Genomic DNA, 24,762 nt, shown 5'->3' with positions numbered 1-24,762 from the left:
AGGCTGTTGCCATCTGATGAAACTGCTGATCCATGGCCGCAATCTTGACGTCACTCCCGCCATCCGGGAGTACACCGAAACCAAGCTGAGCAGAGCCATTCACCACTTTGAAGGCCTCGTCAAGGAGGCCGACGTGCACCTGTCGGTAGCCCGCAACCCCCGGGTGCCGCAGCAAACGGTCGAAGTCACGATGTTTGCCAACGGCACCGTGATCCGCGCCCAGGAGCGCAGCGACAACCTCTACGCCAGCATCGACCTGGTGGCCAGCAAGCTCAGCCGCCAGCTGCACCGCTACAAGGACCGCGTCCAGGACCAGACCCAGGGGCCGGTGCACCGCTCCGCCCGCGACGAGGAGGCCGGAGCCGCCAACCTGCCGCCCCCCGGCAGCAACCTGGTGGATGGCAAAGAGCCTGAACTGCCCAGCAGGGGCGTGCGGCGCAAGTATTTCGCCATGCCCTCGATGGGCCTGGAGGACGCCCTGCACCAGCTGGAGCTGATCGACCACGACTTTTACGTCTTCCGCGACGCCGAAAGTGGCCAGATCCAGGTGGTGTACCACCGCAACCATGGAGGCTTTGGCGTGATCCAGGCCAAAGAAGCGTGAGCGCCGACCGGCCGGACCTAGCCCCCCTGATCGACCACGCCCTACTGGATCCCCACCACGGCAGCAGCGCGGTGCAGCAATGCTGCGAGGAAGCCCGCCATTTCGGCTTTGCCGGGGTGTGCGTGGCCTCCCGCTGGGTGGCCGTCGCCAGAGAGCACCTGCCCCTCGAGGGCAAGGGCGCCAGCCCCCAACTGAGCGCCGTGGTGGGCTTCCCCTTCGGCGCCGTGCCGGCGGCGGTGAAGCTGGCTGAAGCAGTAGCCGCCGCAGAGGCCGGTGCCGACGAACTGGACGTGGTGCCCGATTTCGGTGCCCTAGCTGACCGCCAGAGCACGCCGATCCACGACGAACTCGCCTCTATCTGCGAGCTGGGCCTGCCGGTGAAGGTGATCCTGGAGGTGGGCAGGCTCGATCCCGACGCCCTGGCCCTGCTGGTGGAGATCAGCATCGATGCCGGCGCCCGCTTCCTTAAAAGCGGCAGCGGCTTCGGGCCAGCGGTAACGGTGGACCACATCGAACAGCTGCGCCAGCTGGCCCGCGGTCGGGCAGCCATCAAGGCCTCCGGTGGCATCGCCAACCTGGAGCAGGCCCTTGCCCTGGTGGAGGCTGGCGCCACCCGGCTTGGCACCAGCCGCGGCGTGGCCCTGGCCCAGGCGATGCGGGGCTGAAGCAGCCGTGCCGGAGCAAAGCCTCGAAGGGTTGGCGCTGAGCTGCCGGCCCCTGGGCGAAAACGACAGGCTGCTCACCCTGCTCAGCGACGAGGAGGGGGTGGTGCGGCTGGCCGTGCCGGGGGCGCGCAGACCCCGCAGCAGCCTGGCCGCCGCCGTGCCCCTGAGCCATCTACGCCTGCAGGTGGGCGGTCGCGGCGGCCTGAGGCGGGTGCGTCAACTGAAAGTGCTGCGCAGCTACAGCGGCCTGGCCCAGCAGCTGGAGGCCCTCGCCGCCGCCCAGGCCCTGATGGAGCTATGTCTGGCCCTGGTGCCAAGCGACGCACCCTCCGCCGGCATCTTGGGCGACCTACTGATGCAGCTGGGCCGCCTCGACGCCCTAGTTAGGGAGCGGGGCTGCGACCTAGAAGCCTTGGCAATCGCGGTGCAGGGCAGCGTTCACCTGCTGGCCCTCGGCGGCTACGCCTTACCCCTGGGCTGCTGCAGCCGCAGTGGCGAGACCCTGGATCCGCCCGTGGGCGATTGGGATTGGCGCTGCAGCCTGGTGCCGAGCGAGGGGTTGGTGATCGGTGGCGTGCCGGGGGCACGGGTGGTGCTCAATGCCTCCGAACTGGCCCTGCTGCAACGGCTGCTGCGGCCCAACCTGCCCCGCCGGCGCGATGGCGAACTGATGGGCCCCCTGCCGGTGTGGCTGCACCTGCTGGAGCTAGTGGAGCACTGGTGCCAGGAGCATCTCAGCCGCAAACCCCGGGCCTTCCGGCTGCTGCGCACCGGCTTGGCAGCCGGGGCTGCGCCATCATGACGAGCCAGCAGCAATTCGAGCCAGTTTGAGCGGCAAATCCAACGCCACCGGATTGCAGGGCGTTCTGGCGCTACCCGATTTCCGCTGGCTCTGGCTTGGCCAGATCTTTTCCCAGCTGGCGGACAAGTTTTACATCGTGCTGATGGTGTTCCTGATCGCCCAGACCTGGGTGAAGGGAACGCCTGAGGCCAACCCGGCCCTGGCGGAGGCCGCCTCGGCAATCCGGCTGGACCTGCCCGAAACCCGGGCCCAGATGATCACCCTGCTGGCCACGGGGATCTACGTGGCCAACACGATTCCAGCCATGCTGCTGGGCACTGTCGCCGGGGTCTGGGCCGACCGCTGGCCCAAGCGGGGCGTGATGGTGGCCTCCAACGGCCTGCGGGCGCTGCTGGTCTTGCTTGCCCCCCTCTGCCTGGTGGAGGGCCCCGAGTGGCTGGGGCTCAGCTGGGGCTACTGGGGGCTGGTGCTGATGACCTTTTTCGAGTCGGTACTCACCCAGTTTTTTGCGCCGGCCGAACAGGCAGCATTACCCCAGCTGGTGCCAAGCGACCAGCTGCTAGCGGCAAACTCGCTTTATCAGGCCACCAGCATGGCCGCCACGATCGTGGGCTTTGCCCTGGGTGATCCGATCCTGCGGCTCCTAAACCTGGGCCTGCAACGCATCGGCATCAACGGCGGTGAATTTCTGCTGCTGCCGCTTTGCTATGGCTTGGCGGCCGTAGCCATCAGCCGAATCCGCTGGCAGGAGCCGCCCCGAGCGCCGAGCCGCACAACCGTGTGGCAGGAGATCGGCGAGGGGATACAGGTGCTGCGGGAGCGGCCGCGGGTGTTCAGCGCCATGGTGCAGCTGGTGTTGCTCTACAGCCTGCTGGCGGCCCTTTACGTGCTGGCGATCAGCCTGGCGGCGGCCATCCCCGGGCTTGGCCCCACCCAGTTTGGAACCCTGCTGGCGATGAGCGGCCTGGGCCTAGCGATTGGGGCCCTGGCAGTGGCTCAACTGGGCCAGGGGCTGAACCGCCGTTACCTTGCCGCCACGGGCTTGGGCACGATCGGCTGGAGCTTGGTGCTGCTCGGCCAGCTGCGCGGCAATTTGGTATTTACCTTGCTGCTCTGCGGCGTGCTGGGGGTGGGCTCGGCCCTGCTGGCTATTCCTGCCCAAACCACGATCCAGGAAGAAACCCCCGAAGAGCTGCGCGGCAAGGTGTTTGGCCTACAAAATAACCTGATCAACGTGGCCCTGAGCCTGCCGTTGGTGCTGGCCGGGGCAGTGGTGAGCCGCTACGGCCTGCTGCCGGTGCTCTGGGGCCTGGCAGCCATTGCCCTGGTGGCGGCCGTATTGGAGCGGCCATGGCAGCGCTGGTAGCGTGAGCCTCCGGACGCGCGAGCCCTGGTGGCCCACATTGCCTGGCTGGGCAAGAAAACACCGTTCTGCGGCAACGTCACCTACGGACTGAGCACGACCCACGCGCTGCGCAGCCGCGGCCACGGGATCAGCTTCATCCATTTCGACACCCCCCCCGGCAGCCTGGCTCGCTCCAGCGATGCCCTGCCGGATGCTGACAACCAGGGCGACAGCAATGGCGGCGGCCCAGAAGTAGCCCTGCCCTACCTGGTCAAGTCGCAGGTATACACGATTCCATCGCTGGGGGCCCAGCGGGAATTGCGTGAATCCCTGGAGCGACTCAAACCCGACCTAGTGCACGCCAGTCTCACTCTGTCACCCCTCGATTTCCGCTTACCCGATCTCTGCCAGCAGCTGGGGCTGCCGGTAGTAGCGACCTTTCATCCGGCCTTCGATGCCAGCTTGCGCAACCTCACCGCCGGCACCCAGCAGCTCACCTACCAGCTCTATGGGCCCGCCCTGGCCAAATTTGATCGCGTGATCGTGTTTTCGGAGCTGCAGGCGGAGATGCTGCAGCGCCTGGGAGTGCGGGCCGAGCGGCTGGCCGTGATCCCCAACGGCGTCGACACCACGATGTGGCAGCCGGCATCGCTCGCCACCGCTGCCAGCCCAGACCTGCAGGAGCTGCGCAAACGCTTTGCGGGGCGGCGCGTCTTTCTCTACATGGGTCGGGTGGCCACTGAGAAAAACGTCGAAGCCCTGATCAAGGCCTGGCGGCTCGTGCGACCCGCCGGCTGCGTGCTGGTGATCGTGGGCGATGGCCCCCTGCGCAGCTCCCTTCAGGCCCCGGGCGATGAACCTGATCTGGTGTGGTGGGGCTATGAACCCAGCCTGGAGCGACGCGTGGCCTTCCAGCAGCTAGCCGAAGTGTTTCTGCTGCCCTCCCTGGTGGAGGGCCTGAGCCTGGCCCTACTGGAGGCGATGGCCAGCGGCACCGCCTGCATCGCCACCGACGCCGGCGCCGATGGCGAGGTGCTGGAGGGGGGCGCCGGCATCGTGATCAGCACCCAGGGAGTCACCACCCAGCTGCGCACCTTGATCCCGGTGCTGCGCGATCAACCCGTGCTCACCGCCGAGCTAGGCCGGCGGGCCCGCGCCCGCGCCCTAGAGCGCTACACACTTGAAGGCAACATCGACGCCTTAGAGGCGCTCTACGCCGAACTAGTGCCCCGAGGCTCCCTGGTGGCCTGAAGCTCACTGGTGACCTAAAACCCACCCAGCTCCAGCTCCCGGCAACAAGCCGCGAAGGCCGCAACCGGATCTGGCGACGCCGTGATCGGCCGGCCGATCACCAGCTGGCTGGCTCCGGCAGCGACGGCCTGGGCAGGCGTCAGCACCCGCTGCTGATCGCCAAGGGCTGCTCCAGCTGGGCGGATGCCCGGGGTCACCAGGGCAAAGGGCTCGGGATGGGCAGCCCGCAGGGCGGCCACCTCCAGCGGTGAGCAGACGCAGCCGCCGATGCCGGCTTCAGCCGCCAGCCGGGCCAGCCGGGGCACGTAGGCAGCAAGCGACTCCCCAATCGCCAGCTCGGATGCAAAACAGGCCTGCTGCCAGCTGGTAAGCACAGTCACCGCCAGCAGGGTGGGGGTAGGCAGACCTGCCGCCGCAGCCGACTCCAGGGCCGCCGCCTGGGCCGCGCCCAGGGCCGCGCTGCCAGCGCTGGCATGCACCGTGATCAGCTCGGCACCGAGGCGGGCGGCGCTGCGGCAGGCGCCGGCCATCGTGGCCGGGATGTCGTGGAACTTGAGGTCTAGGAACACCCGCTTGCCCTGCTCGCGCAGCTGCTGGACCACCGCCGGCCCGCCAGCCACAAACAGCTCCAGGCCCACCTTCACCCAGCGCAGCTCAGGCAGCGACCGCGCAAATGCCATGGCTTGATCTGGCGTCATGCCATCAAGGGCCACGATGATTTGATTACTGGGCTCAAGCAAGGGCCGCAGGCAGCTCGCTTGCAGGCTAAGTAGGGCGTCGCCCAGAAGACATGGCGATGGCATCAGCGCTGCATTGGAGCCCCGATCGCTCCGCCCAGGCTGGTGCGGTGCGAGCCGTGGCCATGCCCTTCTCCGATTCCACTCCCCTGCCAGTGACCCTCAGTCTTGAGCTGGGCGCCTCCTGCCCCCTGCCTGCCTGGTACCCCTGGGGAGATGCAGGCATCACCATTCCCTGCGGTTCCGGTGATGGGGCTGCAATCCAGAGCCCGAGCTGGGACGACCTGCTGGGTAGCCGCTAGCAGGGCCTGTGGGGGCTCTCAGCCCACCACCAGCCGCCGGAAGGTCTTCTTGCCCAGCTGCAGCACCTTGCCGGCGAGGGCCTCGGGGCCGGCGAACTCCTGGTTGGGATCCACAAGCTTTTCGCCATCGAGCTTGACGCCGCCACCCTGGATCTGGCGGCGGGCGTCGCTGCTGCTAGCGCAGAGGCCCACGGCACTGAGCAGGTAGAAGGCCTTGGCGGGGAAGTTCACCCCAATCAGCGAAGCTTCTGGCACCTCAGCAGCGGCCGCACCGCTACCCGCCGCACCGGCCACAAGCTTGGCGGCATCCAGCTGGGCCGCCGCCGCCGCCGGCCCGCCATGACGCGCCTGGGTGATCTCCAGGGCCATCAATTTCTGCCGCTCCCTTGGGTTCTGCGGCAGACCCGCCAAATCCAAATCGGTCAGCAGGGTCAGGTAGTCGTCGACCACCGCATCGGGCACCTTTTCAAGCTTCGAATACATCGAGAGGGGGTCTTCGCTGAGGCCCACGGTGTTGCCCAGGCTTTTGCTCATCTTTTGCAGGCCGTCGAGGCCCGGCAAGATTGGCAGCAGCATTCCAAATTGGGGCCGTTGACCGAAGTGACGCTGCAGGTCGCGGCCCATGGCCACGTTGAACTTTTGATCGGTGCCACCCAGCTCCAGATCCGCCTGCACTTGCACCGAGTCGTAGCCCTGCAGCAACGGATATAGAAACTCGTGCAGGGAGATGGGGGCGCCCGAGCCATAGCGATTGGAAAAATCCTCCTTGGCCAGCATCTGGCCCACGGTGCTGATGCCCAGCAGCTCGATCACCTGGGGCAGGTCGAGCCCGGTGAGCCACTCGCTGTTGCGGCGCACCTCCAGCCGACCAGGAGTCTCGAAATCGAGCAGGGCGCGCTCGCGGGCCTGACCCAGGCCCAGCTGCTGCAGGTAGGTGGCGGCATTGGCCTCCACCGCAGCAGCGCTGAGTTGCACCCGGGTGGCGCTCTTGCCGGTGGGATCGCCGATGCGCGCGGTGAAGTCGCCGATGATCAGCACGGCGATATGGCCTGCATCCTGGAAGGCCCGCAGCTTGCGGAACAGCAGCGAATGCCCCAGGTGAATATCGGAGCCGGTGGGGTCGATGCCTAGCTTGATCCGCAAGGGCCGTCCGGCCCGCTTGGCCTCTTCCAGGCGAGCGGCTAGCTGCTGGTCTGGGTCGCTGCAGGCACCGGCACCGCTGCCGGCGGGGAACAGATCGACCATTCCCCGCTCAAGCCAGGCCGGCAGTGGAGGCTGCCCGATAGGGGACTGCTCTGCTGGATGCTCTGCTGGCGGCTGCGCTGCTGTCATTCGAACTGCGAACCGCCTTGACTCTGTGGCGAGATCGTAGGCAGCCGCTAGGCGGTGGCCTCCAGCTCAGACTTCATGCGCTCCAGGGTCTGGTGCATCTGCTGGAACATCGTTTCCGGTGTCATGCCGAACTGGCCTAGCTGGGTGCGTAGCTGCTCCACGGTGAGCTTGGCCTGGAAGTCTTCGGAGAGCTCGAAGCGCTTCATGAACACCCGATAGCGTTCCATCATGTCCTCCATCTTTTCGATATAGAGCTTCTTGCCCTCGCGATCAAACTTGCCGTACTCACTACCCAGCTGCATCAACTGCTGGTAATCACCAAACAGCCGCTTGGCTTCGTCCTGAACGATCTCGGATTCAAAAAACGCCATAACCCTGGCAGCGCAGCGTTTGCGAATTCTGGTGAGTTCTGGGGCCCCTGGGGAGTGCGGATAGGCGTATTGCCGCTGGCTAATCCAGCGGGACTAGTCAGGATGACGCTAATGCAGGACCCCAGCACAGCCTTCAGCGCCGATGGACTTCACGCCCAAGCTTGAGCAGATCCGCCGCAACACCCGCCAAATCAACAACCTGCTGCGGGATGCCCGCCTAGTGGCCTGCCTCGGCAACCGGGCCCTGCTCAGCTTCTTTGTAGGCGGCCTGATCGGCCAAGAGCACTTGGTGGGTGCCGCCACCTGTGAGGCCGCTGGTCTGGAGCTGGTGGAGCGGCACCGGCCCTCAATGGTGTTCCTCAGCGACACGCTGGAGCAGGGCTCAGGCGTCTCCTTACTGCTGCAACTAAAGCAGCGCTGGCCCAGCCTCCACACCCTTTTACTGATCACCCAGGAGCACCGCGAGGCCCCGATCCAAGCAGCGATTGATGCCGGCTGCGACGGGCTACTGGTGGAGTCTCGCCTTGGTCTGGGCAGTGCCCTGGCCGCCCTGCATGCGATCAGCGGTGGCGGTGTCTACGTAGACCGAAGCCTTACAGAGCTGTTTCGCCGCGGGCCCGGCGATGGGGGGCCCCTGGAACCCCTAAGTGAGCGCGAACGGCAGGTGCTCACTCTGGTGGCCCAAGGCGACACCAACGTGGAGATCGGCCAGCAGCTGTTTATCAGCGCCGACACGGCCAAGACCCACCTGCGCTCCCTCTGCCGCAAACTCCAGGCCCGCGACCGCACCCATGCCGCCGTACTCGGCCTGCGCTGGGGGCTGATCGACTGGCCTGAAGAGTGAGGCCCCCGCTAGGTTCGGTGCGATTTCGATGCGGTGGCATTCCGCCATGGCCAAGCGGCACTGGTTGGATCCCCTGGCGCGTCAGGTGCTGCGGGCCACTGGCCAAATCCCGGCGGCATCGCGCCCTGCGACACCTACCGATGCAGCGGCGGAGCGGGAGCGGGTTCAGAGCGAGCTTGTCCAAAGGGAGCTGGTGGAGCAGGAGCTGCTGGCCCTAAAGCTGCAACACAACCCCGCTCTCAAGCTCGAGGATGCCGAGGCCGTAGCCCGGGCCGCTGCCCTGGGCTGGCGGCTCGATGTAAACCGCGCCACCGCGGCCGACTGGCTGCGGCTGCCGGGCATCGCTGCCGACCAGGTGGACCTACTGCTGCGGCTGCAGGCGGGCGGCATCCAGCTCAGCGGCACCGACGACCTGCAACGGGCGTTAGAGCTCTCTGATGCTGTGGTGCGGGGCTGGCAGCCCCTTCTGGAATTTCGCTGGTACGGCGAGCCAGCAGCGCCTTTTCAAGCCGCTACCCGGGTGGATCTCAACCAAGCCTCCAGCCAGGAGCTAACGGGGCTGGGCCTGGATGCGCCCAGGCTCAGCCGGCTGCTGCGTGAGCGCAGCCGCAGCCCCTTTCGCGATCTGGCGGACCTGCAACAGCGTCTGCAATTTCCCGCCGACCTAGTCGAAAGCTGGATCGGCAAGGTGAGCTTCAGGCAAGGGCTCGCCGGCCCGGAACTGCCCCCTGGCGGCAAGGGCGCTACGAGCACGGGCCAGACCGGCTCAGGGGCCTAAAGCGTTGGCGCGTCAAGGAGAGTTGTTTGGCACCGGCCAACTGGGGAGAACTGACCGCGCTGATGCCCCGGATCTGCCCTTGCAAGCCTCACAGCTGCAGGATTGGCAGGCCCGCCTTGCCTCCCACCAGCAGCCCCTGTGGGGAAACCAAGTTGGTAGGTCCATGCAGGGCTCGCTGTTTGCCAGTAACCCCAAAACACTGGAAGAAATAGTCGAGGCCTTCAACCCCCTGCAGCTCACCCCCCAGGCCCTCTCCTTCTGGCGCTGGCCCTCCGCACCTCAACAGGGGGCAGCCTTGTATTTGGTTACCGATCGACCAGCCGGCCTGGGCCAGCCCCTGCTGCTCTATGTGGGTGAAACCGGCCAAGCAGACCGGCGCTGGAAAGGCGAACACGACTGCAAGGCCTACCTAGCCGCTTACAGCGAGGCCCTGCTGAAAGCAGGCCTGGGCTGTCAGACCAGCATCCGCTTCTGGTTAGACGTGCCCGCCGCCGTCCGGCCGCGCCGCGCCCTGGAGCAGGCCCTAATTCAGCGTTGGCTGCCGCCCTTCAACAAGGAAACCCGCAGCCGCTGGGCCACGCCTTTTCAAGCCGATCCGGCTTAGGGGAGTTGAGCTGGCCGCGCTGGCTACGATCGCGCCCAACCCCGGCCGCGCCATGGACTTTCGCTGTATCCCCGACTTGCTGCCTGCGGCCCTGGGCCACTGGGATGGTGACTGCCTAGCCGTCGGCCTATTCGCCGGTGCCGAAGATCGCCCGGATCACCCCCAGCTCGAGCAGCTCACCGCCGCCCTGGGTATGTCGTTGGCGAGTCGCCTGGAGCAACGCCGCTTTAAGGCCAAGCCCGGCCAATGCTTCAGCCTCGATCGCCTAGATGCCAGTCCCCAGACCCTGATCCTGGTGGGCCTAGGAGCTCCGGCCGACTTCAACCTGGCCGGCCTGCGCCGGGCCTGCGCCGCCGCCAGCCAAGCCGCTGCAACCGCTGGAGCACGCCATCTGGCCTTGGCCATGCCGATCGAAGCCTTGGCAGCAGGTGCTGCGGCCCAGGCCATGGCTGAGGCAGCCCGTCTTGCCCTGTTCAGCGACCAGCGCTTCAAGAGCGAAGCCGAGCCCCGCAGCCTTCCCAACTCCATCAGCCTGATCGGCGTAGCAGCAAGCGCCGCGCCCGCCCTAGCTGCGGTGGGAGCCACCTGCGCCGGCGTCGAGCTGGCCCGGGAGCTGGTGGCTGCCCCTCCCAACGTGGCCACGCCCCAACATCTGGCCGACACCGCCGCAGCAATCGCCCACGACTTCGGCGCCCAGCTGCAGCTGCTGGAGCGGGAAGACTGCGCCGCCCTTGGTATGGGGGCCTATCTGGGAGTAGCCCAAGGCTCGGATCTGGCGCCTAAGTTCATCCACCTCACCATCAGGCCCGCTGGCCCCGTGCAGCGCCGTATCGCCCTGGTGGGCAAGGGCCTCACCTTCGATTCCGGCGGCTACAACCTCAAGACGGGCGGCTCCCAGATCGAGATGATGAAGTACGACATGGGGGGTAGTGCTGCGGTGCTGGGCGCCGCTCGGGCCCTGGCCGAGCTCAAACCCGCTGGCGTGGAAGTGCACGTGATCGTGGCCGCCTGCGAAAACATGATCAGCGGCGGCGCCATTCACCCAGGAGACATCCTCACCGCCTCCAATGGCAAGACCATCGAAATCAATAACACCGATGCCGAGGGGCGCCTCACCCTGGCTGATGCCTTGGTGTATGCCTGCAAGCTCGAACCGGATGCGGTAGTCGACCTGGCCACCCTCACCGGTGCCTGTGTGATCGCCCTAGGGGGGGAAATGGCGGGGCTCTGGTCGAACACTGATGGCCTGGCGGAGGCCCTACTGGGCGCCGGCCATGCCAGCGGTGAAGATCTGTGGCGCATGCCCCTGCGCAGCTCCTACAAGGCAGGGCTAAAGAGCCAGTTCGCCGACCTCAAGAACACTGGCCCCCGCCCCGGGGGGTCGATCACCGCCGCCCTTTTCCTGCAGGACTTCGTCACCCCCAAACTGCCTTGGGCCCACCTCGACATCGCTGGCACCGTCTGGAGCGATAAGGGTCAAGGCGCCGATCCAGCAGGGGCCACTGGGTTTGGCGTGCGCACCCTGGTGAATTGGATCTGCTCAGGGGCGCCTCTCGAAGCCGCGGCCTAAGTTTGAAAGCCTGGCGCCTTTGACATCTCCATGGCAGTTCAGAAGATCCGCTGGTACGTCAAAGCCCAGCTCGGCGTACTGCTGCTGCCCGCAGGTCTCTGCCTGTTTGGCGAGGCGGTGATCCGCAAAGGCGTTCAGGTATTAGCCGCCGCAGGCAAATTGGAAACCCTCACCAGCCCAGGCCCCTGGTTCTGGTATGGCACGTTTGGCCTGATCTTGATCAATGCCGGCGTGGGCCTGATGATCGAAAGCGGTTTGCTAAGGGGTTATCCCGGCCGCAACTGAAAACTCAGGCGACCGCAGCCACAGCCGCCATGCTGGCGCGCATCTCCTCAGGCGACTCCAATGCATGGATCTGCCAGCGGGCGCGTTCGCCACTGAGGGGCATGAGGCGATCAAGGTCATCAGCAGCCTGCTTCGGGCTCGCGTAGGGCCCAACATGACGCGTATGCAGACCGTTACGAATGGTCAGCAGATACATACAAGACTTGTCCCGTAATTGACAAGATTGTAAACAGATCTGAGTTCCTCGAGCAGGGCGGAAAGCCGCTCCATCACAGACCCTTAGTACTAAGCAAGCGGTTGGGACACTCATATTCCCCCCAATATTGCTGCTATCCCTGAGCTGCTAGCGCTCCCCCAAGAACGGCCATTGGTCAGGATTTCCTACCGGAAATCCAGGTCGACCCGCTGCGGGCGCGCTTACCCCACACCAAATCCAGCCGCCGATCTCGGCCGCAGGCCCAGCGGTAGTAGTTGTATTTGACGCTATTTAGCTCCGCATAGTTCTGGTGATAGCCCTCCGCAGGCCAAAAGCGGTTGAGCGGCTTGATTTGCACCTTCAAGGCCTCTACCGGACGGCCCAGCTCTGCCGCCGCCGAGCGCAGGCTGGCTTGGGCCTGGGTTTGTTGATCGGAGCCGCTGGTGAAAATCACTGGCCGATAGGAGCTGCCGCGATCGCAAAACTGACCGCCGCCATCGAGGGGGTCGATGTTGCGCCAATAAGAGCGCAGCAGGGTTGCGTAGCTGATCCGGGCGGGATCAAAGCGGACCCGCACCACCTCTTGGTGGCCCGTGCCCCCAGCCGATACCTGGCTGTAGGTGGGGTTGGCTCCGGCGCCACCGCTGTAACCACTCTGGGCATCCAGCACCCCGGGGAGCTTCTCAAGATCGTGTTCTAGGCACCAGAAACAGCCGCCAGCGAGCACGGCTTCCTGCGACGCAGCGCCAGCCTGGGCGGGAGCTGCGCACACCAGAAGCAGCAAGCTCAGCAGCCAGGCCAGGGGACGGGCCAAGCAAAAAGGGGGTCGGGTCATCGAGCTTCCAGCACCTGGTCAAAGATGGCGGATGCTGCCCGCTGGGTGACTCCCGGCTCTCCTAGTTCCAATCGCAGACGGCGGTAGCCCTCCAGCATGGTTTGGCGTGCCCCAGAGGTGACATCAAGTTCAAGTAGCGGTAGGGCCTCGCGCACGATTGCCGCTGCCGTGAGGTCCTCCTGCAGCAGCTCCGGCACCAGCCGCTCTCCCAGCACAAGGTTTACAGGAGAAATGTGGGGCACGCTGAAGCGCAGGATGTGGCGGGCCACAAAGGCTGTCACCCGGCTGACGCGATAGACCACCACCTGGGGCACCCCCCGCAGGGCCAATTCCAAATTCACCGTGCCCGATTTAGCGAGGGCTACATCGGCGGCGGCGCAGAGGCTGGCCTTGAGTTGGTCGGAATCGGCGGCAGCAATGATCACCGCCCGCACCCCAGCCTTGCTCAATTGCCGCGCCAGATGGGCCTCGAAGCCAGGCAATCCCGCCGGCACCACCACCTGCAGCTCAGGCCGCTGGCGCTGCAGCTCAGCCGCCGCCGCCACGATATGGGGCAGCATGTAACGGATCTCCTGGCGCCGCGATGCCGGCATCAACAGCAGCACCGGTGCATCACCGCGCAGGCCGAGCTGCAAGCGTGCCTGCAGCTGGCTTGGCACTTCACCGATGGTGTCGAGCAGGGGATGGCCCACGTAGGTGACATTGGCGCCACGGCAGCGATAGAAACGAGCCTCCTCCTGAAAAATCGCCAGGATCTGATTGGTGAAGCTGATCAGATTGGAGCGGCCGCCGTTGCCGAATTTAAATGCCCACTCCTGCGGGGCGATGTAGTACGTGACGGGCACCTTGGGAAATCTGCGTTTAAGCCGCAGCCCCAGGCTCACATTGGGGCCCATGTAGTCGATCAGCACCACGCCATCGGGAGGATCGCGGCGAAACCAACGCTTCAAGCGCCGCTGCAACCTCAGGGTCGGCAACACAAAGGGAATCGCCTCCAGCAAGCCGATGGCACCCATCCGGGTGGTGTTAGCCAGCAGTGCCGCACCGGCGCGTTCCATGCGCTCGCCACCAAGGGCCACGATCTCGAGATCGAGCTGGCGGCGCCGGGCCTCCTCGTGCAACGCCTTGACCAACAGCGATCCCTGCAAATCCCCGGACACCTCACCGGTGCTCACCAGCAACCGCAGCATCAGCGCGACCCCGGGATCGGCCCGCGGCGGGAGGGGCCAATGGAGGCCTCCAGGAAACTGCAAAGCTGGTCGGCAGCGCCGCCCAGGGGCTGGGAGCGCAACTGGCTTAGGGCTTCGGCCAAGGTGAGGCCACTTCGGTAGAGCAGGGTCCAGGCCTGCTTGAGCTGCTCAAACTGCTGGCCGTCATCTTGCTCAACCAGGCCGCTGCGCCGCAGCCCGATCTTGTTAAGTGCTCTAACACGGGAGGGATGGCCCTCCACCATGGTGAACGGCGGCACATCTCGCTCGATGCGGCTCATACCACCCACCATGGCCAGGGTGCCGATATGGACAAACTGGTGAATGCCGAGCACGCCGCCGATCACCGCCCGATCGCCGATCACCACGTGGCCTGCCACTGCCACCCCATTGGCGATCACGATCCGGTCGCCTAATTCGCAGTTGTGGCCCAGATGGCAATAGGCCATCAGCAGATTGCCGCTACCAAGGCGCGTTTGCTGGTGGCCAGTGGTGGCTCGATTAATGGTGACGCACTCCCTGATGGTGTTCTCGTCGCCCAGCACCACCTCGGTGGGATCTCCCGTGTATTTGAGATCCTGGGGTTCGAGGCCGATGCAGGCCCCGGGAAATATGCGGTTATCGCGGCCCATCCGCACCCTGCCATCGAGAACCACATGGGGCCCTATGCGGCAGCCGGCACCAAGCTCCACCTGGGGGCCGATCACGGCGTAGGGCCCAACTTCAACACCCTCAGCCAGCTGAGCTTTGGGATCGACAACAGCCGTGGGATGGATGGTCGTGGCCATCAGTCCACCAGCGAGAACATCAGTTCCCCAGAGCAGACCAGCAGGCCATCCACGCTGGCTTCAGCCTTGACCTTGCCGAAACGGCGGCGTTTGAGGCTCAGCAGCTCGCAGGTGATCACTAGCTGGTCGCCAGGCACCACCGGACGACGAAACCGCACACCGTCAATGCCAGCAAAAACGAAAAGCCCCTTGGGCAGATCGGGCATCTGGGTGACAATCAGCCCACCCACCTGGGCCATTGCCTCAACGATCAACACTCCCGGCATCAGGGGGCGACCGGGAAAATGGCCCTGAAACTGCGGTTCATTGAGGGTGACGTTCTTGATCGCCACAGCCCGTTTACCCGGCTCATGCTCAATCACCCGATCCACCAGAGCAAATGGGTAGCGGTGGGGCAGCAGTCCTTGAATCTGCTCGCTGGTAAGGATCACAGCCGCTGTGGGATCCGAAGACACAGGCGCGGCGGACTCAGATAGCGGTGGGCTGGCGTCAGACAAGGGCATCAACTAGGCGGAGAACTGGTGGGGGAGGAGCTGGAAAGGCCGGCCAGGGCCGCAGCCAAAGAGGTGTGGAGTCCGTGGGAGCCGCGGTAGGCGAAAACCTGAGCCCGAGGCAATCCGATCAGCGCCAGGTCGCCCAACAAGTCCAGGATTTTATGGCGCACCGGTTCCTCCACAAACCGCAGCGGCGGATTGAGCCAGCTGTCGCCATCACACACAAGGGCGTTCTCAAGGCAGCCACCCCGGATCAGGCCAGCCGCCCGCAGCTGTTCCACCTGGGAGCGCAGCCCGAAAGTGCGAGCCGGAGCGATCTGCTCAACAAAAGCGCACGGTGACAAATCGAGTGAAAACAGTTGGCGACCAATGGCCGCATCGGCAAATTCAATCGCCGCACCTAGCCGTAGGCCGTCATGGGGCAGGGCCGTGACAAAGCTGACGCCACTACTCACTGTGAGCGGCAGCTCAAGCTCCAGCGCCGCCGCTGCATAGGGCAGGGCCTGAAGCCCCGCTTCGCCTAGCGCCTCAACCCAGGGCAGGGCCGATCCATCCAGCAAAGGGATTTCCTCGCCCCTCACCAAAATTTCAGCCTGGGTAACACCGGTGCCGGCCAGGGCAGCCAGCAGGTGCTCAACCGTGGCCAGCCGGCGTTGATCTAGCCGTAAAGCAGTGCAAAGCTGAGTGTCCCTCACTTGATCCGGCGCCAAACGTATCAAGGGAAGCTCAGGTGCATCTAGCCAACCCACCCAATAACCCGGGCGCTCTGATGGCTGCAAGCGCACCTGGCTCTGTTGGCCGCTGTGCAGACCCACACCCAGCCGTTGCACCGGCTGGCTCAAGGTCCAGGCACCACAATAATCGCTGGGCCATGGCGCCACTAGAACTTCCAGCCCACGCCCAAGTTGAAGCGCCAGTCGCTGGAGAAATCTTGGGTGGCAACTTCAAGGCGCAGGGGCCCCACTGGTGTAGTCACGATTAGGCCAACGCCTGGGGAATAACCCTCACCCTTCTTGCCAAGCAGGCCGCCAGGGTTGCCAGGAATGTCTGCCTGGGTCCCAAAAGTGGTGCCAGCGTCAAAGAAAATTTCACCACTAATGATGCTGAAGATTGGGAAGCGATATTCAATCGTGGCCTCAGCAAAACTTTTGCCAACTCCCAAATCACAGTCGTAATAACCACGCACGGAGTTGCCACCACCCAGACAGAAAGCCTCATAGGGCGGGATATCACTGCCCACCAAGGTTCCAGCTGAAACTTGGAAGGCCAGTGCCTGCTTACAGTCTTTGGTCTCACCGGGCTTAGGCCGGCAGCCCTTGAAGATCTTCAACCACTCCACAGGTATGTAGTGGGTGAAGCTGCCGCGAACGCGGTTAAAGGTTGGGGAGTTTTCCCCGACAGAAATAAATTGTTCAGTGCCTAGGCTAAGGAAATTACCCTTAGTAGGATTGCGAGGGTCGTTAAGGGTGCTGTAAGTAGCCCCGACCCGAAAGCTGACAAGTTGGTTTTCAGAGGCGCAGTTGAAGGCTAGGCAAATAACCTTATTGCTAGGAACTGTATCAGGAGATGTCGTAGCACCAACCACCCCAAAGGAGTACTTGCTACCGGAAAAATCCATTGGCGTAACTTCTTGCCCACCAAAGGAGAGAATCAAATTCCAGGGAGCTTTCTTATAGGGATTACCACCATTGAGAGGTCGCACAAACTGAATGTTGGCGCCGATCCTCTGAATCGCGACAGTATCAAAATTAGTGGTTACAGTTTCGGTGCCATTATTATTAACAGTTCGACTAGTGACTACGTCAAAATCGGCTCCATCAAAGTTCTGCAACTCGTAGGTGAAAGAGTTGTTTTCGTTCTGGAACAACTGGGGCACTTCACGACTGAAGAAGAAGCGAGCCCGGAAGGAAGTCCGGTATTTGTTGTCCTTAATCCAGGGATCGGTGAAGGTGACATCACCAAGCCCGCCGTACTGGCCGTAGGAAATGTTGGTGCCCAGATCCCAGGCCCGACCAAACAGGTTGCTGTCCTGCAACTGGATCTGACCAAACACGCCCTGGCTCTGGCTGTAACCCAGGCCGCCTGACAAAGAACCGCTGGACTGCTCAACAATGCCGAGCACAATTACCACCTTGCCAGGCTCGGCCGGCACCGGCTTGAGCGTCACCTTGACATCGCTAAACAGGCCAGTGCCATAAATGCGCTTGATATCCTCCTCCAGCTCGCGGCGGTTGAATACCTGGCCGGGGCGCAACGACACCTCTCGGGTCACAACCCAAGGCTTGGTCTTGCCCCGAATTGGCTCGCCTTTGTCGTTGGTGGCAGAGCCCTCCTTGTTGAGGAACTGGACCTCAACCCCCTCGACGGTGCCCTGGCGCACCAGCAGCTCCACCACCCCCTCCGGACTAACCCGGCTAGGACCGGTGATCCGCGCCAAGGAGTAGCCCTGATCGGCATACCAGCGCTGCAACTCCTGCATGCGGGTCTGCAGGGTGTTGAGGTTGAGAGTTTTGCCGTAGTCAGCAGCGAAGGTGTCCTTGACTACCTGCTCGGGCAACTTCAGATCAGCTGGATCCAGCTTTACCTGCTGCAGCACAGGGTTGGCCACCACCACCACCACCAGTCGCACGCCCAACGGGCCGTCAACTGGCTGGATCCGCACATCGGAAAACCAGCCGCTGGCGTAGATCGCTGACAGGTCGGTCTGCAGCTCGTTGCGGGTAACCCGCGAACCTGGTGTGACCGCCATCGCTGCGTAGGCGGCCAGCTCCAGCCGCTCCCGTTCAGGGTGGTCTTGTAGCCCTTCGATCACTACCTCAGCGATCAAGACCTTGGGCTCAGCTCTGGCAGCAGGCTCAGCTACCGGGGCGGCCTGGGCGGGAAACGGCGTTTGTGGAGCGGGCGCCTGGTTGGCCGGATCCGCCAATGGATTGTCCACCTGCTGCGATGCAGGTTGGGCCAGGGCCGGGGTCGCCGAGAGGAGGGCGGCGCCCATTAGGGGCCAAATAGCCCTCAAACTCAGCGATCCGGCCATGGGAAAGGGGTAGCGGAGCGGACAGGCCGCAAATTCCGCTGACCTTACCGGTAGACCCTGGGTTGAGGACAAGCCCCTTGGACCCGTTTGAGGACCTCCCCGTAGGCCTCGACAACACCGCCTAAGTCCTGTCGGAATCGATCCTTGTCCAAAATCCGGTCCTGGCTATCCAGCACCGCCCGATCCCAGAGACGACAGGTATCGGGGCTGATCTCATCTGCAATCACCAATTCACCGCTAGCCGTGTGCCCCAATTCGATCTTGAAATCCACCAGCTGTAAGCCAATCGAATCAAACAAGGCCAGCAGTTCGCGGTTCACTTGACGGGCCAGAACCTCCAGCTGGCAGCGCTGCTCGGGGGTCACCAAACCCAACTGCTCAAGGCGGGCTTCCGTAAGCAGGGGATCTCCGAAGCCATCATCTTTGTAATAGAGATCAAGCAAGGGCGGCTCCAGCGGCGAGCCTGGCTCGATGGGCATCTGCTTGCAAAGCGAGCCCGCAGCGACGTTGCGAATCACCACTTCGATCGGGATCACCCGCACTGGACGGGCCAGCATCCAGCGGTTGCCATCGACCCCTAGGTAGTGGGTGGGCACACCCCGCGCGGCCAGATGTTCAAAGAGCAAGGCCGAAATTCGGCAGTTCAACTCCCCCTTTCCTGCCAGTTGGGCCTTTTTAAGCGCGTTGAAGGCAGTGGCATCATCTTTATATTCAATTGCCACCAAGTCGAGCTGATCAGTGGCGTAAACCCGTTTTGCCTTGCCTTCGTAAAGCAGGGAACCAAGGTTGTAGGCCGTCATGGCTGGGGATCGGGGGACTGGGGTGCGGCGGCATGGCCGCTGGGAGAGCGGGGGGAGCGCAATTGGCGCTCCAGGTCACCCTGCCGGGACAAGGCCGCCGGATCCCGACGTTGCAACAGCCATTCACCGTAGGCATCGTCAATGCGGGCGCTTAGGCGCAGGCGCCGCTCCGTGGCGCGGGCGACTTGCTCTGGCGTACTGCCAGCCAGGGCCAGCTGCTGGTCGAGGATCCCAGCCACCAAACCCCAGCTGCCTGAGGCCGCAGCCTGCTCTAGGGCCAGCTCCAGCAGGCGGTCCTGCTGGGCGGCCGGCAGGCCTTCAAACAGCGCCACCGCCTGGGACAACCGGGCCGCCGTCGCTGCTCCGGGCTGGGCGCTGCTGACCAACACCTCGGCGGCCCGTTGCCGTTGACCCAGGCTTTCGAGATGGCCCGCCAGCAGATCCAGGGCTGGGCGATTCACTGGGGTGCCGTCCTGGCGCTGGCCCACCGGTAGCTCCAACAACGCCAGCTGCCCAAGGTTGCCAGCCGCAAGCCGCTCGAGGGCATCGGCCGCCAGCTGGTGGTGCAGGCCCGCCTGGGCAGCACGCCACTGCAGCACTAGCCACTGGGTCCGCTCAGCGCCTGGCGCCGGCCCCACCCGCCCAAGCACCTGCAGGGCCCCATCAGGGGCCTGGCAGCTCAACAGGCTGTGGGCATTAGCCAGCACCACCGACAGGGGTTGGGGGGCTGGGTGGATGGAGAGCAGCCGCTGTTGCAGCTGGCGCAACAGCGGTCCATCGCGCCCCTCTACGGCACTGACGCACGCAGCATCAAGGGCACTTAGATCTCCATCGCGCAACAGGGCGACCAGGGCGGGATCGGCGCTAGCTGGCCTGGTTGCAGCGGCGCTGGCAACAGAAGCGCAAGCGACGGCCAGGCCAGCTAGCGCCGCGCTAAAAATCGGCAAGAGCCGGGCTCGGGGGGAGAATGGCGCTGGCATTGCCTGCATGTCGAGAAACAGGGCTCGGCGGCCCCCCGCAGCACGGCCCAACTTAAGAGCTATCCCTCCCCCTGTATCCGGCCCATGCCCACCGCCCCCTGCCCAACACCCACAAGAATCCTGGTGATCGGCGCTGGCGGCCGCGAAAATGCGCTGGGCTGGGCCCTAGCCCGCTCGCCAGGGGTTGAGGCGGTGTGGATTGCTCCGGGCAATGGGGGCAGCTCGGAGCTGCCGGGCTGCCAGCAACTTGCCATCGCCGAATCCGACCCGGCCGGATTAGTGGCCGCCTGCCGCGAGCTGGCGATTGAGCTAGTGGTGGTTGGTCCGGAAGCCCCCCTAGCTGCTGGCCTGGCCGACAGCCTGCGCGCCGCCGGATTCCCCTGCTTCGGTCCAGGGGCCGATGGGGCGCGGCTGGAGGCAAGTAAACAGTGGGCCAAGGAGCTGATGCAGGAGGCCGGCATTCCTACTGCCGGCTACTGGTCCGCTAATAGCCGCGAACAGGCCCTGCAGGTTTTGGAAGCCCAAGGGCGCCCCCTGGTGGTGAAGGCCGACGGCCTGGCCGCCGGTAAGGGTGTCACGGTGGCCGAAAGCCTTGAGGAGGCTCGCGACGCCATCGAAGAAATTTTTGCCGGCCGCTTCGACGCCGGCCCCAAGGCGGCTGGCGCCGAATTGGCAAACGTCTCCCTGGTGCTGGAGGAGCGCACCGTTGGCCCCGAGGTGTCCGTATTCGCCCTCTGCGATGGCCAGCGCATGGTGCTGCTGCCCACTGCCCAGGATCACAAGCGCATCGGCGAAGGCGACACCGGCGCCAACACCGGCGGCATGGGCGCCTACGCCCCGGCTCCCCTATTGGATGCAGCCGGCCTAGAAGAGGTGCGTCAGCTGGTGCTTGAGCCCACCGTGGCCGCCCTGCGGGCTCGAGGCATTGACTATCGCGGCGTGATCTACGCCGGTTTGATGCTCACCGCAACCGGACCGAGCGTGATCGAATTCAATTGCCGCTTCGGCGATCCGGAGTGCGAAACCCTGATGCCATTGCTGGGGCCGGAGCTAGCCCAAATTCTGCTGGCCTGCGCCAATGGCAACCTTGATCAGGCACCAGCCCTCACCATCCATCCCGGCTGCAGTGCCTGCGTTATCGCCGCTGCGGAGGGCTACCCGGGTGAGCTGCGCCGCGGCGACCCCATCGAAAGCGCCCTGCAGCCCACCGACCAGTTGCAGCTGTTCCACGCCGGCACCCGCCGAGATGACCACGGCCGCTGCCTAACCAGCGGCGGCCGGGTGCTGGCGCTGGTGGCCCAGGCCGACGACTTCAATACCGCCTTCGAGCGGGCCTACGCCGGGCTTGCCCAGGTGCACTTTGAAGGCATGACCTTCCGCCGCGACATCGGCTATCAGGTGCGCAGCCGATGAGCTGGCGCCAGGCCATGGGCAGCTGGTGGGCGGAATTCAGCCTGCAGACCAAGCTGCTGGCTGTGGCCACCCTGGTGGTGAGCCTGCTGATGACGGGCATCACCTTCTTGGCCCTCAACGGCATCCAGAGAGATGCCCAGCTGAGCGATACCCGCTACGCCCGAGATCTAGGCCTGCTGCTCTCAGCCAACATCACGCCCTTGGTAGCGGAGGGCAACGACCGCGAGCTGGCTGCGGTGGCAGATCGTTTCTGGCGCTCCAGCCGCAGCCTCCGCTACATCTTTTTCGCCGATCCAGAAGGATTGATTTATCTGGGCATTCCGATCGGCGCCAGCTCAGGCAGTAGCGAATTATTGCTCAGTCGCCGCCTCGAATTACCCGCAGACCTACAAAAACGGCCCGATACGCCCCTGATCCGCCAGCACCTCAGCCCCGGTGGCCAAGTGACCGATGTGTTTGTGCCGATGGTTAGTGACGGCCGCTATCTCGGCGTCCTGGCCCTGGGTATCAATCCCAACGAAACCCTGCTGGCCAGTGCCGCCCTCACCCGGGAGGTGACAGTGGCGGTATTCATCTCAATCTGGGTGCTGGTGATTTTGGGGGCTGTTTTCAATGCCCTCACCATCACCCGCCCTGTGAAAGAGCTATTGCAAGGTGTGCGCTCGATCGCTGGAGGCAATTTCGAAACCCGGCTGGCCCTGCCGGTGGGCGGGGAATTGGGGGAGCTGCTCGACGGCTTCAACACCATGGCCTCCCAGCTGGAGGACTACAAAGCCGCAAACATCGAGGAGCTCACCGCCGCCCAGGTGAAGCAGCAGTCGCTGATCGCCAAGATGGCCGATGGGGCGGTGCTGCTGGATGCAGAGGGCGCAATTGTGCTGGCCAACCCCACCGCGCGTCGCCTGTTCCGCTGGGAGGGCCGCAACCTTGAGGGGAACGACCTGATTGCCGAGCTGCCAGAGCGGTTGGCGATGGAGGTGCAGCCAGCCCTCGACAGCGTGACCTGCCGCGACCGAGAGAGCGCCGATGTGCGTTGCAGTTTTGGCGAACCGATCCGCACCCTGCGCATCGTTTTGCAGTCGGTGAGTGATGCCAGCGGCGAAAGCCTCAAGGGCATCGCCATGACCATCCAAGACCTAACCCGCGAGGTGGAGCTCAATGCCGCCCAAAGCCGCTTCATCAGCAATGTCTCCCACGAGCTGCGCACGCCGCTCTGCAATATCAAGAGCTACGTGGAAACCCTCTACGACCTAGGCGACCAGCTCAGCGAAGAGGAAAAGCACGAATTTCTGGGGATCGCCAACGCCGAAGCCGACCGGCTCACCAGGCTCGTCAACGACGTACTCGACCTATCCCGGCTGGAGTCGGAGCGGGAGTGGAACCTTGAGCCGCTGGAGCTGGCCCCAGCCATCGAGCAGATCCTGCGCACCTACCGCCTCAATGCCGATGAGAAGGGCGTCTCCCTGGCCTTTGAGCCCGATCCCCAGCTGCCGCGCATCCTGGGCAACTGGGACCTGCTACTCCAGGTGTTCGACAACCTGGTGGGCAATGCCCTCAAGTTCACCCCCAAGGGTGGGCGGCTGCAACTGCGGGCCTACCCCTGGCCCGATCTCTGCCAGCTAACTCCGGGCAACGAACCCAGCAGCGACAGCCCCAGCTGTGATCTCACCTCGCCCCTGCCCCGGATTCGAATCGAAATCGCCGACAGCGGCTGCGGCATCTCGGATGCAGATCAAGAGTGCATTTTTGATCGCTTCTATCGAGTTGAAAACGCCGTGCACACCGAAGCCGGCACCGGCCTGGGCCTATCAATTGTGCGCGGCAACCTCGAAAAACACGGCTCCCAGGTGCGCATGGCCAGCGCTCCAGGGGTGGGCAGCACCTTCTGGTTTGACCTACCTCTAGAGAATTCCGACACGGACGAGCTGCGGGTAATGGCCGAGCGACGCCGCTACGACCAGGCATAAATTTAAGTCCCGTCGTCGGCGACGCTGCGGGCGATACGGGAAAGCTCGCTGCGCTCGTCGGTGGTGATCCGATGGGGCACCCCGGAGATGATGCGCTCGAAGTTGGAAAAGGAGTCTTTGATCTCAGGGCCGTTGCTGGTGATCACAAATTCACGAATGCCCTTGTCGTGCCAGGAGCCGCGCATTTTGAACACGTTTAAGGCCCGGGCCATTTCACCGCGGATCTCTACATACTGCAGCAGCAGAATCGTGTCGGTGATTGTGGAGATATGGGAATCGGTGATCGAATGACTGCCCATGAACTCCTCGGAGGTGTTCGTAAAGAAGCCGGCGATCTCCTCCTGCTTGGCGTAACCAGTGACGCCAATCACAAATTGACGGAAGGCATTGTGGCTCACCCCCCGGGCTAGGGCACTGAGGGAATCGATCGCCATCCGCGAAGGCTTGAATTGGCTTATTTCGGTTTTGATGATTTGGAGGTGATCTTCCAAGCCCGTGGATTCGGGATAGGCGCAAATAATTTTGAGCAAGCCATCCTGCTCCATCTGCTCAAAATCAATGCCCCAACTAGTGGCATTGCGCAGCAGCTGGGCGCGGGACTCTTCGTAGGCAAACAGAATTGCCCGCTCCTTAGAGCGGCATGCATCCTCGACAAATTTGGACACCAGCAGCGTTTTGCCCGTACCGGTGGCACCGGTGGCCAGGATGATCGAATCCTTGAAGAAGCCGCCGCCGCACATCACATCAAGCCTGGGCACGCCGGAGCTGAGCCGCACATTTGAGGAGCGTTGGGTAAGGCGCATGGCGCCCAGCGGGAAAACACTGATGCCGTGAGCGCCCATAGTGAAGGGGAATTCACCCTTCATATGGGTGGTGCCGCGCAGCTTGAGAATCTCCGCCGTGCGCCGCCGCCGCTCACCCTCCAGCACGTTACGGAGAATCACCACGTTGTCGGATACAAATTCTTCAACGCCATAGCGGGCAATCGGACCGTATTCATCGATCCTCTCGGTGGTCATCACTGTGGTGACCCCAATTTCCTTGAGCCTGGCAATCAGCCGAAAAATCTCCCGTCGCACAACCGACACAGCATCATATTGCTGAAATACTGCCGTAATCGAATCAATCACCACCCGGCGAGCCTTATATTTACGGATCGCATAGTTGATGCGCTCAATTAAGCCAGAAAGATCAAAGCTCCCCGCCACGTCCTGCCCTTCCGGATCCGGAGAGGCATCGAGGATAAAAAGCTTGTCCTGCTCCACCATCTCCTGCAAGTCCCAGCCAAAGCTGGCCGCATTGCGCAGAATATCCAGAGGAGATTCCTCGAAGGTTACAAAAATTCCAGGTTCGTTGTACTGGCGAATGCCGTTGTAGAGGAAGTTCAGGGAAAACACCGTCTTCCCGGTGCCAGAGGTGCCGCTGATCAGGGTGGAGCGGCCGATCGGCAGCCCGCCGTGGCACACGTCGTCGAAGCCCTCAATCCCAGTTGGGAGCTTCTGCACCTGCATCAAAGGGTTGCTGGCGGGGCTTGGGTCCGGCATTGAGGAAGGGGTA

26 protein-coding genes are annotated in these 24,762 nt (G+C 64.0%); 13 read left to right on the top strand and 13 right to left on the bottom strand.

The window, feature by feature from the left end; translation table 11 throughout:
- The first annotated feature begins 16 nt into the window (after positions 1-16).
- Genes hpf through AC01FP_RS00495 form a run of 5 tightly spaced genes read left to right on the top strand, consistent with a single transcriptional unit; the run spans position 17 to position 4,667 of the window.
- Positions 17-604, top strand: a complete 588-nt coding sequence (gene hpf, locus AC01FP_RS00515) for a ribosome hibernation-promoting factor, HPF/YfiA family (protein WP_474476738.1) — start codon at positions 17-19, stop codon at positions 602-604.
- On the top strand, positions 601-1,269 hold the full coding sequence (gene deoC / locus AC01FP_RS00510; protein ID WP_474476735.1) for a deoxyribose-phosphate aldolase: 669 nt from the start codon (positions 601-603) through the stop codon (positions 1,267-1,269). The genes hpf and deoC overlap by 4 nt, the downstream gene beginning before the upstream one ends.
- 7 nt (positions 1,270-1,276) lie before the next feature.
- Complete coding sequence (gene recO, locus AC01FP_RS00505) at positions 1,277-2,071, top strand: DNA repair protein RecO (protein ID WP_474476732.1); 795 nt, start codon at positions 1,277-1,279, stop codon at positions 2,069-2,071.
- Between the two features lie 25 nt (positions 2,072-2,096).
- On the top strand, positions 2,097-3,437 hold the full coding sequence (locus AC01FP_RS00500; protein ID WP_474476728.1) for an MFS transporter: 1,341 nt from the start codon (positions 2,097-2,099) through the stop codon (positions 3,435-3,437).
- A 27-nt stretch (positions 3,438-3,464) separates the two neighbouring features.
- Entirely contained in the window at positions 3,465-4,667 is a 1,203-nt protein-coding gene (locus tag AC01FP_RS00495; protein ID WP_474476726.1) for a glycosyltransferase family 4 protein, read from the top strand.
- 14 nt (positions 4,668-4,681) lie between these two features.
- On the opposite strand, the gene pyrF is transcribed toward AC01FP_RS00495, so the two are convergent.
- On the bottom strand, positions 4,682-5,470 hold the full coding sequence (gene pyrF, locus AC01FP_RS00490) for an orotidine-5'-phosphate decarboxylase (protein ID WP_474476723.1): 789 nt from the start codon (positions 5,468-5,470) through the stop codon (positions 4,682-4,684).
- Between pyrF and AC01FP_RS00485 the strand changes: the two genes are divergently transcribed.
- Positions 5,464-5,706, top strand: coding sequence for a hypothetical protein (locus AC01FP_RS00485; protein ID WP_474476720.1), 243 nt, complete (start codon positions 5,464-5,466; stop codon positions 5,704-5,706). The genes pyrF and AC01FP_RS00485 overlap by 7 nt on opposite strands.
- Positions 5,707-5,724: 18 nt before the next feature.
- Here AC01FP_RS00485 and tyrS read toward each other — a convergent pair whose 3' ends face one another.
- Together tyrS and AC01FP_RS00475 are read right to left on the bottom strand one after the other, a co-directional pair.
- Complete coding sequence (tyrS, locus tag AC01FP_RS00480; RefSeq protein WP_474476717.1) at positions 5,725-6,951, bottom strand: tyrosine--tRNA ligase; 1,227 nt, start codon at positions 6,949-6,951, stop codon at positions 5,725-5,727.
- A 134-nt stretch (positions 6,952-7,085) separates the two neighbouring features.
- Positions 7,086-7,409, bottom strand: a complete 324-nt coding sequence (locus AC01FP_RS00475) for a DUF1825 family protein (protein ID WP_106502272.1) — start codon at positions 7,407-7,409, stop codon at positions 7,086-7,088.
- A gap of 142 nt (positions 7,410-7,551) precedes the next feature.
- Between AC01FP_RS00475 and AC01FP_RS00470 the strand changes: the two genes are divergently transcribed.
- The 5 genes from AC01FP_RS00470 to AC01FP_RS00450 are packed head-to-tail and all read left to right on the top strand — an operon-like array spanning position 7,552 to position 11,490.
- On the top strand, positions 7,552-8,253 hold the full coding sequence (locus tag AC01FP_RS00470) for a LuxR C-terminal-related transcriptional regulator (protein ID WP_474476714.1): 702 nt from the start codon (positions 7,552-7,554) through the stop codon (positions 8,251-8,253).
- 46 nt (positions 8,254-8,299) lie between these two features.
- Positions 8,300-9,031, top strand: a complete 732-nt coding sequence (locus AC01FP_RS00465; protein WP_474476711.1) for a ComEA family DNA-binding protein — start codon at positions 8,300-8,302, stop codon at positions 9,029-9,031.
- A gap of 4 nt (positions 9,032-9,035) precedes the next feature.
- On the top strand, positions 9,036-9,635 hold the full coding sequence (locus tag AC01FP_RS00460; protein ID WP_474476708.1) for a GIY-YIG nuclease family protein: 600 nt from the start codon (positions 9,036-9,038) through the stop codon (positions 9,633-9,635).
- Positions 9,636-9,687: 52 nt separating this feature from the next.
- Complete coding sequence (locus AC01FP_RS00455) at positions 9,688-11,205, top strand: leucyl aminopeptidase (protein WP_474476705.1); 1,518 nt, start codon at positions 9,688-9,690, stop codon at positions 11,203-11,205.
- A gap of 30 nt (positions 11,206-11,235) precedes the next feature.
- Positions 11,236-11,490, top strand: a complete 255-nt coding sequence (locus AC01FP_RS00450; RefSeq protein ID WP_474476703.1) for a hypothetical protein — start codon at positions 11,236-11,238, stop codon at positions 11,488-11,490.
- 4 nt (positions 11,491-11,494) lie between these two features.
- Here the strand turns inward: AC01FP_RS00450 and AC01FP_RS00445 are convergent, their stop codons facing one another.
- From AC01FP_RS00445 to AC01FP_RS00405, 9 genes are all read right to left on the bottom strand, one after another.
- Positions 11,495-11,686, bottom strand: coding sequence for a hypothetical protein (locus AC01FP_RS00445; protein WP_474476700.1), 192 nt, complete (start codon positions 11,684-11,686; stop codon positions 11,495-11,497).
- Positions 11,687-11,861: 175 nt separating this feature from the next.
- Positions 11,862-12,521 (bottom strand): peptide-methionine (S)-S-oxide reductase MsrA, encoded by a 660-nt coding sequence (gene msrA, locus AC01FP_RS00440; protein ID WP_474476698.1) that lies wholly within the window; start codon positions 12,519-12,521, stop codon positions 11,862-11,864.
- Complete coding sequence (gene lpxB / locus AC01FP_RS00435; RefSeq protein WP_474476695.1) at positions 12,518-13,711, bottom strand: lipid-A-disaccharide synthase; 1,194 nt, start codon at positions 13,709-13,711, stop codon at positions 12,518-12,520. Before lpxB ends, msrA begins: the two co-directional genes overlap by 4 nt.
- Positions 13,711-14,517: an acyl-ACP--UDP-N-acetylglucosamine O-acyltransferase gene (lpxA, locus tag AC01FP_RS00430; protein WP_474476692.1), complete on the bottom strand. Its 807-nt coding sequence runs from the start codon at positions 14,515-14,517 to the stop codon at positions 13,711-13,713. The genes lpxB and lpxA overlap by 1 nt, the downstream gene beginning before the upstream one ends.
- Complete coding sequence (gene fabZ, locus AC01FP_RS00425; protein ID WP_106502387.1) at positions 14,517-14,945, bottom strand: 3-hydroxyacyl-ACP dehydratase FabZ; 429 nt, start codon at positions 14,943-14,945, stop codon at positions 14,517-14,519. Before fabZ ends, lpxA begins: the two co-directional genes overlap by 1 nt.
- A gap of 74 nt (positions 14,946-15,019) precedes the next feature.
- Positions 15,020-15,892: a UDP-3-O-acyl-N-acetylglucosamine deacetylase gene (gene lpxC, locus AC01FP_RS00420; protein WP_474476690.1), complete on the bottom strand. Its 873-nt coding sequence runs from the start codon at positions 15,890-15,892 to the stop codon at positions 15,020-15,022.
- Positions 15,892-18,006: a BamA/TamA family outer membrane protein gene (locus tag AC01FP_RS00415; protein WP_474476688.1), complete on the bottom strand. Its 2,115-nt coding sequence runs from the start codon at positions 18,004-18,006 to the stop codon at positions 15,892-15,894. The genes lpxC and AC01FP_RS00415 overlap by 1 nt, the downstream gene beginning before the upstream one ends.
- Before the next feature lie 83 nt (positions 18,007-18,089).
- Positions 18,090-18,845 carry a phosphoribosylaminoimidazolesuccinocarboxamide synthase gene (purC, locus tag AC01FP_RS00410; protein ID WP_474476686.1) on the bottom strand — a complete coding sequence of 252 codons (756 nt, stop codon included), beginning with the start codon at positions 18,843-18,845 and terminating at the stop codon, positions 18,090-18,092.
- A complete protein-coding gene (locus AC01FP_RS00405) occupies positions 18,842-19,792 on the bottom strand; it encodes a hypothetical protein (RefSeq protein ID WP_474476683.1) in 951 nt (316 codons plus the stop codon). Before AC01FP_RS00405 ends, purC begins: the two co-directional genes overlap by 4 nt.
- A 117-nt stretch (positions 19,793-19,909) precedes the next feature.
- On the opposite strand from AC01FP_RS00405, the gene purD reads away from it, so the two are divergent.
- Both purD and AC01FP_RS00395 read left to right on the top strand, forming a co-directional pair.
- On the top strand, positions 19,910-21,238 hold the full coding sequence (gene purD / locus AC01FP_RS00400; protein WP_474476680.1) for a phosphoribosylamine--glycine ligase: 1,329 nt from the start codon (positions 19,910-19,912) through the stop codon (positions 21,236-21,238).
- Positions 21,235-23,205: a HAMP domain-containing sensor histidine kinase gene (locus AC01FP_RS00395; protein WP_474476676.1), complete on the top strand. Its 1,971-nt coding sequence runs from the start codon at positions 21,235-21,237 to the stop codon at positions 23,203-23,205. The genes purD and AC01FP_RS00395 overlap by 4 nt, the downstream gene beginning before the upstream one ends.
- A gap of 2 nt (positions 23,206-23,207) precedes the next feature.
- Here AC01FP_RS00395 and kaiC read toward each other — a convergent pair whose 3' ends face one another.
- Positions 23,208-24,749, bottom strand: a complete 1,542-nt coding sequence (gene kaiC / locus AC01FP_RS00390; RefSeq protein WP_474476673.1) for a circadian clock protein KaiC — start codon at positions 24,747-24,749, stop codon at positions 23,208-23,210.
- Positions 24,750-24,762: the final 13 nt, after the last annotated feature.

Source organism: Cyanobium sp. NIVA-CYA 375, from assembly GCF_056108345.1.
Note: the sequence above shows the minus strand (reverse complement) of the source record. Positions and strands in the feature narration are given on the sequence as shown.